Genomic DNA, 12948 nt, shown 5'->3' on the forward strand with positions numbered 1-12948 from the left:
TCTGCTAGTAACAATCTGGGTTAAGGAACAAGAAAAACCCGGCGCAATCGGGCAAGGCGGCATGCCTGCCCATCCGGCAAGCGCTGGCCTTGCGCGCAATAACGGCGCGCGGGCTTTTCGATAAGCCGGCTATTTTAATGTGAAACTGCTGATGAATAAACCCCAAGTACCTGATTTTCTGAAAAACATTCGCGTGGTGTTGGCTCGCCCCAACCATCCGGGCAATATCGGCTCCGCCGCCCGAGCGATGAAGACCATGGGCCTGAGCCGGCTCTATCTGGTTGAACCCAAAGTATTTCCCAGCGACGAAGCCAATACGCTGGCCTCCGGCGCGGTGGATCTTCTCGAACAGGCCACCGTGGTGCCCAGCCTCGCCGCGGCGCTGCAAGACGTCACCATCGCCTGCGCGTTGACCAGCCGCCGCCGCGAGCTGACCACCCCTCTGTCCACCCCGCGTCAGACTACGCCGGAATTGGTGGCGCGCGCGCGCGCCGGCGAACAAGTGGCCCTGGTGTTCGGCAATGAAACCTTCGGTCTGTCGATCGAAGAAGTCGAGCAATGCAACCGTCTGGTCACCATCCCCGGCAACCCGGACTATTTCTCGCTGAATCTGGCGATGGCAGTGCAGGTGATGACCTACGAGCTGTTCAGCCACACCGGCGTGGACGTCGATTATCTGCGCGCCGACAGCGACGCGGCGGCGCTGGGCGAGGTGGAGGGCTTCTGCGGCCATCTGGAACAGACCATGGACAAGATAGGCTATTTCCGCCGCCGCAACAGCGAGCGGATGATGCGCCGGATGCGCACCCTGTTCAACCGCGCCGGCCTGCTGCGCGAGGAGATCGACATCCTGCGCGGCTTCCTCAAACAGGTGCAGCGCGCCGCCGACGGCGAAGTCCGCCGCGACGCGCCCGGACCGGATGGCGAATAAGCCGCCGTTCACCCTGCCCTACGCGCATCCGGCGGTGCGCGATCTGGCTTTTCTGCTCTCCGCGCCCACCCCCTGGCGCAGCGGCGCGGACATCCCGCCACAACGGCTGCTGGGGGCAGACGGCCCGGCCTTGCTGCAAGCGCTGGACGCCGATCCGGCCGAGCTGCAGCACTGGCTGGCGCGCCAGCCCACCCGCCGTCTGGGCCATTACGCCGAGCGCTTGCTGTCCTTCTGGTTCCGCTTGGCGCCGCACATCGAACTGGTCGCCAGCAATCTGCCGGTGCGCGGTCCGGACGGCCGCACCGTCGGCGAATTCGACTTCCTTTTACGCCTGGACGGCCAACCGCTGCATCTGGAAGCCGCCAGCAAGTTCTACCTGCAACTAGGCCGCAGCGCCGACACGCTAACCGGCCCCAGCCTGCGCGACGCCTGGGCGCTGAAAGCCCATAAGCTGCAGACCCAGCTGCGCCTGTCCCGCCATCCCGCGGCGCAAGCTGCGCTGCCGGCGGGCTTCGACGGCTGCGCTGTCGGTGCCCGGCTCAGCGGTTGGCTGTTCCACGCCCTGGACACCTCGCCGGAACCTCCGCCCGGCGCTCTGCCCCTCTACGGGCAATACTGGCCGCTGCGCGGCGACTGGCCTGCATTGAACGCGGCCTCCCGCTGGGCCTGGCTGCCCAGGCTCAGCTGGCTGTCACCGGCGCGCCTCTCGCGGGAACACACCGCCGACGCGGCGGAACTGCGCGTGCGGCTGGAACAGGCCGAAGCGCCGCAGCTGCTGGCCGAACTGCAACCCGGCCCCGATGGCGACTGGCACGAAGTAGCGCGCGGCTTCGCCGTGCCGCCCGGATGGCCTCAAGAAGCGCCCTTGTCGCGGCTGCTGCGGCAAATCGCCGACTGCGCGCCGACGCTATGAAAAAAGGCAAGCCCGATGGCTTGCCTAAGAACCTGTTTACAATCCGCTGCGCGTCGGCGATACGGCGTTGAAACCAGCTTCGAAATGCTCATGTACCACCTGTACATTCCGCTTTCTCAGCCGTTTTCGCCTTGTCTCGCCTTAGCTCGTCAGATCGTAAACACGCTCTTGCGTCTTTCACGACTCTGCCTAAGCGGCGGACTCAATGGCCGTTGGCATGGGCGCAACCGGAAATCAGCGCCTTCAACTCATCCACCATCACTAGCTGGATATGCTTATGGTCTACCGTGATCCAGCCTTGCTGCTGGAACTTGGACAGCGTGCGGCTGACGGTTTCCAGTTTCAAACCCAGGAAGCTGCCGATTTCCTCGCGACTCATGCGCAGGATGAAATCATTGGCGGCGAAGCCCCGGGTGGACAGACGCTGGGACAAATTGAGCAAGAAAGCGGCCAGACGTTCTTCCGCCTTCATGTTGCCCAATAGCAACATTACATTTTGATCGCGAACGATCTCGCGGCTCATCAATCGGTAGAAGTGGTGCTGCAAAGTGGGAATTTCGCGACCCAGGCTCTCCATGCGGCTGAACGGCAACTCGCACACCTCGCTGTCCTCCAGCGCGATGGCGTCGCAACCGTGAACATTGGCGGAAATGCCATCCAAGCCCATCAGTTCACCGGACATGTGGAAGCCGGTCACCTGTTCGCGGCCGTCCTGGCTGGCCACGCTGGTCTTGAAGAAGCCGGTGCGCACCGCGAACAGAGAGCGGAAGCCCTCGCCGCTTCGGAACAGGTATTCGCCGCGCTTCAAACGACGGCTCTGGCGGATCACCGCGTCAAGCTGGGTCAGCTCCTCGCGGTTGAGCCCCACAGGCAGACAGAGTTCCTTCAGGCTGCAGTTGGAGCAGGAGACCTTCAGGTTATGCAAAGAGATATGATTCTGATCGGACATGGCATGTTTAGTACAAGCTTGCGACGAAGCTTGACCCTTATCAAAGCGAAATTCGCAGGATTTCCGCAAATTTACCAGTCCACCAGAGGTTTTGCTATCCAAATACGACATGAAGACCACCCACCCATTTTCTCCTGCCCATTTTGAATTCGACCGCGCTCTGATTGAACGCCTCGACGGGACAGGTCCTAGATATACGTCATACCCGACAGCGGATCGCTTTACGCCGGGTTTTGCCGAAAGAGACTACATCCACTGGCTACGGCAGCGCAGCATCGGCGCCAACCGGAAACCTTTATCATTGTACGCTCATATACCTTTTTGCAACACTATCTGCTACTACTGCGGTTGCAACAAGATCATCACCAAGGACAGCGGCAAAGCCGACTTGTATCTGGACTACCTGGAAAAGGAAGTCCGGATGGTCGCCTCCTGTCTGGGCCGTCGAGAGCAGGTGATACAGCTGCATTTCGGCGGCGGCACCCCGACGTTCCTGTCCGACGCGCAACTGGAACGATTGATGACCTTGCTCAAGACTCATTTCGAGTTCTTGAAGGAGGGGGAGTATTCCATAGAAATAGACCCGCGCAAAGTCAGCGCGGCTACAATTTTCAAGCTGGCTGAATTCGGCTTCAACCGCATCAGCGTCGGCATCCAGGACTTCGAGCCCGCGGTACAGCAGGCGGTGAACCGCGTGCAATCCGAGGAGGAAACGCTGGAGGTGATCCAGGCGGCGCGCGACGCCGGCTTCAAGTCCGTCAGCGTCGATCTGATCTACGGCCTGCCCTTGCAGAGCCGGGAATCGGTGCGCCGCACGCTGGACAAGGTGATCGCCATCGGCCCGGACCGGCTGGCGCTGTACAACTACGCCCATCTGCCCACCGTGTTCATGCCGCAGCGCCGCATCAACGAGGCCGATCTGCCGTCGCCGGAAACCAAGCTGGACATCCTGCAAGACTCGGTGCAACGTCTATCCGATGCCGGTTATGTGTTCATCGGCATGGATCACTTTGCCAAGCCGGACGACGAATTGGCCTCCGCCCTGCGCCAGGGCCGGCTGCAACGCAATTTCCAGGGTTATTCCACCCATGCGGACTGCGACATGATTGGCCTTGGCGTGTCCTCCATCGGCAAGGTCGGCCCCTGCTACAGCCAGAGCGCCAAAGACCTGGACAGCTACTACGCGGCGCTGGAAAGCGGCCATCTGCCGGTGCTGCGCGGACTGACGCTGGACAATGACGACATCCTGCGCCGCAGCATCATTCAGGGTCTGATGTGCCGTTTCTCGCTGTCGGTGGAAGCGCTGGAAGAGATCCACGGCATCAACTTCGCCGAGTACTTCGCCGAAGAGCTGCCGCAGATCCGCGAATACCAGCAACTGGGCCTGCTGTCCTTCGACGGCGACTTCATCATGGTGGAACCCAAGGGCCGTTTCCTGATCCGCAATATCGCGATGATCTTCGACCGGCACCTGCGGGAGCGCCGTACTCAAGCTCGCTACTCCAAAACCATTTGAGCCAGCCCCATGACAAAACAGCCCGCGTCTGGACGCGGGCTGTTTATCGTTGGGGCCTGGCATAGGCTTACCAGATGTCTTTTTCCACCTTGGCCGCCAGTTCCGGGTAATCCGCCACCTTGAACACAGGAGTGGACTCGCCTTGCTTCAACTGACGCTCGTAGTCCTTCAACACGATGAAGAAGTAACGCGACAACAATACAATGGCCACCAGGTTGATCAAGGCCATCAAACCCATGGCGAAGTCGGCCATGTCCCACACCAGCGGCAAGCTGGCCACAGCGCCGAACATTACCATCGCCAGCACGATCAGCCGGAAAACCAACAAAATCCACTTATTGCTGCGAATGAATTCGACATTGCCCTCGGCGTAAGCGTAATTGCCGATGATGGTGGAAAAGGCGAACAAGAACATCGCCACCGCCAGGAAGGACGCCCCGATCGGACCAAACTGGGCCTCGATGGCCTTCTGCGTCAGCGCCACCCCGCTCAAACCCTGATCATGCACCCCGGACAGCAGAATGATGGCAGCCGTGGCGGTACAGATCACCATGGTGTCGATGAAGACGCCGAACATCTGGATCGCGCCCTGGCTTGCCGGATGGCGCGAGGTCGCCGTCGCGGCCGCGTTGGGAGCGGAACCCATGCCGGCCTCATTGGAAAACAGACCGCGCTTGATACCCAGCATCATCGCCTGGCTCACGGCGTATCCGGCGAAACCGCCCGCCGCCTGCTCCAGGCCGAAAGCGCTCTTGACGATCAACACAATCAGGCCGGGCAGCTCGGCGGCATGCACCGCCAGCACATAGAAGGTCATCAGCAAATAGATGGCCGCCATCACCGGCACCAGCCATTCAGCCACGCGCGCCACCGAGCGCACGCCGCCAAAGATGATGGGCGCGCTCATCACTACCAGGGCGATGCCCACCATATAGCGGTTCCAGCCCCAGGCGCCCTCGGTGGCCGCCACGATGGAGTTGGCCTGCACCGCGTTGAACACCAGGCCAAAAGCCAGAATCAGGCACAAGGCGAAGATCACGCCCAGCCAGCGTTGCCCCAGGCCTTTCTGGATGTAATAAGCCGGACCGCCGCGGAAGGTGGCGTCATGGTGATTGGTCTTGAACAGCTGCGCCAAGGTTGATTCGGCGAAGGCGCTGGCCATGCCCAGCATGGCGGTCAGCCACATCCAGAACACCGCGCCGGGTCCGCCGGCGGCGATGGCGATGGCCACGCCGGCGATGTTGCCGGTGCCCACCCGGCTAGCCAGGCCGGTGGCGAAGGCCTGGAACGGCGAGATGTCGTCCTTACTGCGGTGGCCGCCGCGGCCGCCCATCATCTCGCGCCAGCCGCGCGCAAAAAGCCGCAGCTGCAGCAGGCCGGAGCGCAGCGAGAAATACAAGCCGACGGCCAATAGCAGGCCAATCAGCACTTTGCCCCAAATCACATCATTGGCGGCATTGATAAACGAATGAAGCAAGTCCATGGGTCCTCTTAAAGCTCTGAGCGTGGCAATCTGGAAAATAGGCGACGCGCGCCGGAAGGATTGCAGACTGGAAGGTTGTCCTCGCCGCGGTCTTGTCGCCGGGCTTGAAGATTGCGGCCTTGACGAAACCGTTCCCCGCGACCGTCGGGTCGCCGGGTTCAGGACACGGCTTCGTCAGACTGTTTCAATGCAAAACCCGGCGAATTTAACAAAATAGAGTGATTGCTGGCAATGCCGGGCGATCTCGGCCAAAGCCGCGCAAACGTCCATTCCCCCGCCTCGAAGCACGCCTTTGTCATTTAACTATTCCGGATAGCCGAACATTTACCCAATGTCCAAACAATCCAAAGTCATTTTTGATGACTAAGGCATTATTGCCGCTTATCCACCCTATCCTGACAAGACAAAGCTCACGCGCTTTCCCGAGACGAACTGATGCGCGGACCATCCGACACGCCATCGCATTTCATGCGGCAATCGCAGCCCGTGAAAATTGCCTATTCTGGAACTGGCGAAGCAGACGTTCACATTGCGGGCGTCGCCGCCACAGTCAGGAGCGAAATCATGACAACACCCGTGGTAAGGCTGATGCAGCGCTTGAGCTACCCCAGCCGCTTTGCGCTGATCGGCACGGTCTTTGCCGTCGCCTTACTCTATATGGTGTACGGTCTGTATCGAACCAATCAGGACAATATCGACTTTTCGCAAAAAGAAAGAGTCGGGGTGTCCTATATCCAGCCGCTACAGCATTTGCTGGGCGCGCTGGAGCAAGCGCAGGACCTGGCCGTACGCTCGGCGCAGGGCGAAGCCGCCGCCAAGGCCGCGTTGCCGGCGGCGCAGGCGCAACTGGAACAAGGCTGGAACCAACTGCAAAGCGCTCAGGAACAATACGGCGCCATCTTGCAAACCGACGAAGCCTGGAAAGCCGCCAGCGCCGCGCGAGGCACGCTGTCGCGGATCGGCGCGGCCCCGCCGCCCCAAGTGATCTCCAGCTTCGACAGTACGGCGGACAAACTCAACGCCTTGCTCGGCGCCGCCAGCGACAACTCCAATCTGACGCTGGACCCGGACATCGACAGCTACTATCTGATGGACGCCGCTACTGCCAAACTGCCCGCGCTCAGCAACTACGTCGGCGAAGCGCTGGCCTGGGCCGCCAAATCGGAGGCCGGTCAAGCGCTGACGCCAGCCGAGCGCGACCGCTTGGTGGAGTTGCGCCCGCTGATCAATGGCACGCTGGACGGATTGAACAGCGACCTGGCCAAGGCGCTGGCCTACAACCCGTCGCTGAAAAACGCGCTGAACGCAGAGTCCCAGGCACTGGCGGCCTTCCATCAAGGCCAGGCCGCCGCCATTGACAAAGCCATCACAGGACAGACCGGCGCAGCCTTGGCCCTAAGCGGGATGGCGGCGAAAAACGCAGAGATAGGCTCCCGCTTCAGCGATGTGACGCTGAAAAACCTGGAAGCCCTGCTGCAAGCCCGCATCGACCGCATGCAGGCTCAGCGCAATCTTTACATCGGCATTGGCCTGGCCGCGATGCTGCTGGCCAGCTTCCTGTTCCACCAGCTCTACCTGTCCATCACCTTGCAACTGGGCGGCGAGCCTTTCTACGTGCAAAGCGTGGTCGAGCAATTGGCCGCCGGCCAGCTGGGCACCCGCATCCAGTTGCGCGAACAGGACCGTAGCAGCTTGCTCGCCTCCATCGGCCAGATGCGCGATCAATTGCGCGACACCGTGACCCAGCTGCTGGACACCTCGCGCGAAGTCAATTCGGCCGCGGACCAGATGGCGCAAAGCGCCCAGAACGTCTCCCACAGCAGCACCAAGCAAACTCAGGCGGCGGCCAGCATGGCGGCGGCGATCGAGCAACTGAGCACTAGCCTGATGGTCAGCGCCGAGCAATCGGAACAAGCCAATCAACTCTCGCGCGCCGCAGTCAGCCAATCCAGCGAGGGCAACGCCATCATCCACGACGCCAGCGCCAGCATGGACAGCATCGTGCGCGACGTGTCCTCTGCCTCGGAAACCATAGGCGCGCTGGGCCAGCAATCGGAGTCCATCGCCAGCATTGTCGATGTGATCCGCGATGTCGCAGACCAAACCAATCTGCTGGCGCTGAACGCCGCCATTGAAGCCGCGCGCGCCGGCGAACAAGGCCGCGGCTTCGCCGTGGTGGCCGACGAGGTGCGCAAGCTGGCGGAACGCACCGCGCAATCCACCACCGAGATCAGCACCATCGTCTCCGACATCCAGCGCACCTCGCAGCAAGCCATCGCCAATATGCAAACCGGCATGAGCGCCATCATGCAAGGCCAGGAAAACACCCGCAACGCCGGCGCCAGCATCGCCTCCATCCGCCAATGTGTGGACCAGGTGCTGGACAGCATCCATCAAATCACTCAGGGGCTGAAGGAACAGAGCAGCGCCAGCCAGTCGCTGGCGCAAAACGTGGAGAGCGTGGCGCGGATGTCGGAAACCAACGCCAGCGCCGTCGAAGCCAGCGCGCAGACCGCCGGCGAACTGCAATCGGTATCACAGCGGCTGGGCCAGCTTGCCGGCCGCTTCAGCGTCTAGGCCCTCATGCCGCGCCTGCTGAGACAGCTGATCGCGGCGCTGGCTTCGGCCCCCGCCGCCGCGGCCGGGCTGACCATATTGGTCAGCCCCCAGCCTCCCATCATCGAAGTCTCAGCCGATCAGCAGCACGTCTCCGGCGCCGCCATCGATCTGATGCGCACGCTGTCCCTGCGCGCCGGCCTGCCGTTCAAGTTTACGCCCTACCCCACCGCCCGCGCCGTGCTGTTGGTCCAGCAGACCCCGGACGCCTGTTTGACCGCCGCCCGCTTTCCGGAACGCGAAACGCTGTTCCGCTGGAGCGAGCCGGTCATCCGCCTGCGGCTGGTGCTGCTGGCGCGCCATGACGAAACCCGCGACTTCGGCGGCGTGGAGCAGGCCAAGCAATTCCATATCGGCGCCGTACGCGGCACCGCCGTGGCCAGCCGGCTAAAACAGCAGGGCTGGACACTGGACGAGAGCGCCGACGCGTCAAGCAGCCTGCGCAAGCTGCAATTGGGCCGCATTGACTTGCTGGCCACGCTGGACGTGGGCATACAAGGGCTAGCCGACAAAATGAAAATGGCGACGCCGCGCGTCGCCCTGGCGGTGAATGAAACGGACATCTATTTCGCCTGCCATCCGCAGTTGAGCGACGACGCCATGCAGCGGCTGAACCAAGCCATCCTGGCGATGAAGGCGGACGGCAGCATCAAGGCTTTCAATCTGAAATAGGCCGCAGCAAATCCAAACGGTCGGTGCAGACGCTATCCACGCCCCAGGCCAGCAAACGTTCAGCGTCGGCCGGCTGGTTCACCGTGTAGCAGAGCAATTGAAAGCCGGCCTGTTTGATCGCGGCGGCCAGCTCAGCGCTCAAGCTCTGATAATCACAGTGCAACGCAACGCAGTCCAGATCGCGCAAACGCGCCTGCCAGTCCGCCGGCACCTGCTCGACTAGCCAGGCTCGGGGCAGATTCGGCGCGGCTTCCCGCGCTGCGCTCAGCGCCTCGGCGGAAAAAGACGACAGCAAGGGCGGAAACGCGGCTCCGGACCACAGCCGAGCGGCTTCCGCCGCCACCGTCGCGCCGGTCTCCGCCTCCCGTCCCGGGCAGGGTTTGATCTCGATGTTCAAGGCGATGCCGTGCGCTAGGCAGCAGGCGGCGACCGTCTCCAGCGTCGGCATGGGCTCGCCGGCAAAAGCCGCGCCCTTCCAGCCGCCGGCGTCCAGGCGCGCCAATTGCGCCATGCTCAGCGCCGCCGCCGCGCCGCGGCCGTTGCTGGTGCGCTCCACCGTGTCGTCGTGCAGCAAAAAGCAGACATTGTCGGCCGACAGCTTCACATCGCATTCGGCGCCGCGGTAGCCGTAGCGCAAACCTTCGCGAAAACCGGCCAGAGTATTTTCCGGAGCCAGAACGCCGCCGCCGCGATGGGCGATGAAGCGGGGATAGGGCCAGGCCGGAACGGAACCGGAGTCGGACATAAGAGCTTCCTTGAACTTGCCGCATGGACAAAAAGCGCTATTGTCGCTGTGGCGGATTGCAGACGGATGACGCCCTCCCAGTATGGCAAAAGCCGCCTTTGCAGAGCAAAGACGGCTTGGTCAAGCGCGGCGCCAAATACCGGCTTATTGGTAAGTCAGCGCATTGGCCTTGCCGTGGAACACCCGATAGACAAAGGCGGTGTACAGCAGAATCACCGGCAGCACCACCGCCGCGCCCCAGAAGATCACCCACAAGGCCGCGGTGTCGCTGGCCGCCTGCCAGATGTTCAGCCGGCCAATCACCACCTCGGGGAACACGCTATAGGTCAGGCCCCAGAACGACAGCAGCACGACGCCGACGGTGCAGGCGAACGGCGCCCAGCACCAATTATCGTTGCCGGCGGCCTGGCGCACCGCCAGCCTCGGCAGGATCACCCACAAGGTGGCGAACAGCACGATGCAACCCAAGGGCAGCGGCAGCAGCAACAAAAACTCCGGCAAGGCGAACCACTTGGCGGCGATATGGCTGCTGGCCAGCGGCGTGGCCGCCGACACCAGCAGCACCGACAAACCCGCGCCTGCCAGACTGCGCCGCGCCCAAGCCACCGCCTTGGCTTGCAAAGCGCCGCTGGTCTTCATGATCAGCCAACCGGCGCCCAGCAAGGTGTAAGCCGCCGCCAAGCCGATGCCGGCCAGCAAGGCAAAGCCCCAGGCCAGCCAACCCTCGGCGAAGCCGGTCAGGTAGCGGCCCAGCATCACGCCCTGAGTCAGCGCCGCCAATAGCGAGCCACAGGCGAAAGCGACATTCCACCACGGCTTATGCGGCTCGCGCGCCTTGACGCGGAAGTCGAAGGCCACGCCGCGCACGATCAGGCCGGCCAGCATCAGCGCCACCGGCAGATAGAGTTCGCCCAGAATGATGCCGTGCGCCAGCGGGAAGCCCACCAGCAACAGGCCCACGCCCAGCACCAGCCAGGTTTCGTTGGCGTCCCAGAACGGGCCGATCGACGCGATCATCATGTCCTTCTCGTCGTCCTCGGCGAAGGGCAGCAACAAGCCCACGCCCAGATCGTAACCGTCCAGCACCACGTAAATCAGCATGGCCAGGGCCATCAGGCCGGCAAACACCACCGGCAACCAGTACACAGCGCCACTCATGCCAGTTTCTCCTCAAAATGCGCGGCCTCGCCGCCGGACTGGCCGGCCGCCTTGCCCGCCATATAGAACAAGACCGACACATAGGCGGTCAGCAACACTAGGTACAGGCCCAGATACATCGCCAGCGTCGACGCCACCATACCGCCGGTCGCCGACCCCGCCGCCTGCGCGGTGGTCAGCACGCCCTCCACCAGCCACGGTTGACGGCCGATCTCGGTCACGTACCAGCCGGCCAGGGTCGCTACCCAGCCGGCGAAAGTCATGCCCACCAGCGCCCGCAGCATCAACGGCGCCAACTGGCCGCGGCGACGCAGTTGCCAACAGGCCAGCCAGGACACCAGCAGCATCAGCGCGCCCACGCCGGCCATCACGCGGAAGCTCCAGAACACCTTGCCCACCGGCGGATGCTGAGCAAACTCGTTGAGGCCGCGGATCTCGCCGTTGAGATCATGGGTAATGATCAAACTGGCCAGCTTGGGAATACCCACCGCCATATCGTTCTGGCGGGTTTCCGCGTTGGGCAACGCGAACAGCAACAGCGGCGCGCCCTTCTCTGTATGCCAGATGCCCTCGATCGCCGCCAACTTGGCCGGTTGATGCTTAAAGGTGTTGAGACCGTGCATATCGCCCACGAAGATCTGCAGCGGAATCAGCAAGGCAGCGGTCACCACGCCGGTTTTCAGCGCCATTTTCGCGCCGTCGCTGCCATCGCCCTTCAAGCGGCGGTAGGCCGACAAGCCGGCCACCAGGAAAGCCGTGGTCAGGCCGGAAGCAATCAGCATATGAGTCAAACGATAGGGCAAGGAGGGATTAAAGATCACCTCCAGCCAGCTGGTCACCACCGCCTTGCCGTCCACCATCTTGAAGCCGGTCGGAGTCTGCATCCAGGAATTCAAGGCCAGAATCCAGAACGCCGATACCGTATTGCCGAAGGCGACCAGGAAAGTGGCCCAGGTATGCACTCGCTCCGACACCCGCGAGCGGCCGAACAGCATCACGCCCAGGAAGGTGGCCTCCAGGAAGAAGGCGGTCAGTATCTCGTATGCCAGCAGCGGGCCGGCGATATTGCCCACCGTCTGCATATAGCCCGGCCAGTTGGTACCGAACTGAAAGCTCATGGTCACGCCGCTGACCACGCCCAGGGCGAAGGACAGGGCGAATATCTTCACCCAGAAGCCATAGGCGTCCATCCAGCCTTGCTGACTGGTTTTCAGGTAACGCAGCTTAAAGAACAGCAGCACCCAGCCCATCGCGATATTGATGGTGGGAAACAAGATATGAAAGGAAATATTGGCGCCAAACTGAATGCGCGCCAATACCAGCGGGTCAAAGTCCATAGCTACTCCCTGTCGCCGTCGCGACTGGTCAGTTTCGAAAGCGAGTGGGTGAACTGCAGGATCTTCTGCACCTGCGAACCCAATTTCATCAAGCGCTGCAAAGTCTCCACGTCCATGTGCTGGATGTCGGAGAACCAGGTTGTCACCAGTTCGATCAACTGGTGCATCTCCTTCATCCGCGCTTGGGCGTGGCGTTCAGCGTCGCTGGCCGGCGTCTCCATGATGGCGCCGCGCAACATGGTCAGCGTAGGCTCCACCTCGCGCTTTTTGCGCTCCTCGGCCAGGGTTTTGAAAATGGCCCAGACATCGTCGGGCGTGGAGAAATATTCGCGGCGATCGCCGGGGAAATGCTGCAGCCTGACCAGCCGCCAGGACTCCAGCTCCTTGAGACCCATGCTGACGTTGGAGCGTGAAAAGCTCAGGCTCTCTGCGATTTCATCCGCGTTCAGCGGCTTCTCCGATACATAGAGCAGCGCGTAGATCTGCCCGACGGTGCGATTGATGCCCCAGCGGCTGCCCATTTCACCGAAATGCAGCACGAAAGACTGGACGAGTGGCGATAAATTCATGACGTTCTCAATTTTCAGGAATTTCTGAAACTTTGATATAAATCATAAATTCGCAACGA

The 12948-nt window shown here is 62.1% G+C and carries 11 protein-coding genes; 5 read left to right on the forward strand and 6 right to left on the reverse strand.

The genetic code is table 11. The features are described from left to right. Positions 1-151 precede the first annotated feature (151 nt). Together B0T39_RS06610 and B0T39_RS06615 are read left to right on the forward strand one after the other, a co-directional pair. Entirely contained in the window at positions 152-931 is a 780-nt protein-coding gene (locus tag B0T39_RS06610; RefSeq protein WP_081545372.1) for an RNA methyltransferase, read from the forward strand. Further along, on the forward strand, positions 921-1844 hold the full coding sequence (locus B0T39_RS06615; protein ID WP_081545373.1) for a DUF1853 family protein: 924 nt from the start codon (positions 921-923) through the stop codon (positions 1842-1844). The genes B0T39_RS06610 and B0T39_RS06615 overlap by 11 nt, the downstream gene beginning before the upstream one ends. Before the next feature lie 202 nt (positions 1845-2046). Here B0T39_RS06615 and fnr read toward each other — a convergent pair whose 3' ends face one another. Further along, entirely contained in the window at positions 2047-2793 is a 747-nt protein-coding gene (gene fnr / locus B0T39_RS06620) for a fumarate/nitrate reduction transcriptional regulator Fnr (RefSeq protein ID WP_043590811.1), read from the reverse strand. Positions 2794-2902: 109 nt separating this feature from the next. Here fnr and hemN point away from each other — a divergent pair, with 109 nt between their 5' ends. Next, on the forward strand, positions 2903-4309 hold the full coding sequence (hemN, locus tag B0T39_RS06625; RefSeq protein ID WP_081545374.1) for an oxygen-independent coproporphyrinogen III oxidase: 1407 nt from the start codon (positions 2903-2905) through the stop codon (positions 4307-4309). A gap of 67 nt (positions 4310-4376) precedes the next feature. Here the strand turns inward: hemN and B0T39_RS06630 are convergent, their stop codons facing one another. After that, positions 4377-5792, reverse strand: a complete 1416-nt coding sequence (locus B0T39_RS06630; RefSeq protein WP_081545375.1) for an alanine/glycine:cation symporter family protein — start codon at positions 5790-5792, stop codon at positions 4377-4379. 564 nt (positions 5793-6356) lie between these two features. Here B0T39_RS06630 and B0T39_RS25585 point away from each other — a divergent pair. Together B0T39_RS25585 and B0T39_RS06640 are read left to right on the forward strand one after the other, a co-directional pair. Then, complete coding sequence (locus B0T39_RS25585) at positions 6357-8369, forward strand: methyl-accepting chemotaxis protein (protein ID WP_176219499.1); 2013 nt, start codon at positions 6357-6359, stop codon at positions 8367-8369. Between the two features lie 6 nt (positions 8370-8375). Then, positions 8376-9080, forward strand: a complete 705-nt coding sequence (locus B0T39_RS06640) for a substrate-binding periplasmic protein (RefSeq protein ID WP_081545377.1) — start codon at positions 8376-8378, stop codon at positions 9078-9080. On the opposite strand, the gene ugpQ is transcribed toward B0T39_RS06640, so the two are convergent. The 4 genes from ugpQ to B0T39_RS06660 all read right to left on the reverse strand — a co-directional run bounded on the left by ugpQ (position 9067) and on the right by B0T39_RS06660 (position 12889). Next, positions 9067-9825, reverse strand: coding sequence for a glycerophosphodiester phosphodiesterase (gene ugpQ, locus B0T39_RS06645; RefSeq protein ID WP_081545378.1), 759 nt, complete (start codon positions 9823-9825; stop codon positions 9067-9069). The genes B0T39_RS06640 and ugpQ overlap by 14 nt on opposite strands. A 144-nt stretch (positions 9826-9969) precedes the next feature. Continuing rightward, positions 9970-10983 (reverse strand): cytochrome d ubiquinol oxidase subunit II, encoded by a 1014-nt coding sequence (locus B0T39_RS06650; RefSeq protein WP_081545379.1) that lies wholly within the window; start codon positions 10981-10983, stop codon positions 9970-9972. Continuing rightward, entirely contained in the window at positions 10980-12320 is a 1341-nt protein-coding gene (locus B0T39_RS06655; RefSeq protein WP_081545380.1) for a cytochrome ubiquinol oxidase subunit I, read from the reverse strand. The genes B0T39_RS06650 and B0T39_RS06655 overlap by 4 nt, the downstream gene beginning before the upstream one ends. Before the next feature lie 2 nt (positions 12321-12322). Continuing rightward, on the reverse strand, positions 12323-12889 hold the full coding sequence (locus tag B0T39_RS06660; RefSeq protein WP_043590797.1) for a GbsR/MarR family transcriptional regulator: 567 nt from the start codon (positions 12887-12889) through the stop codon (positions 12323-12325). Positions 12890-12948: the final 59 nt, after the last annotated feature.

The sequence above is a fragment of the Chromobacterium haemolyticum genome (assembly GCF_002081825.1).
GTDB classification, from domain to species: Bacteria; Pseudomonadota; Gammaproteobacteria; order Burkholderiales; family Chromobacteriaceae; genus Chromobacterium; species Chromobacterium fluminis.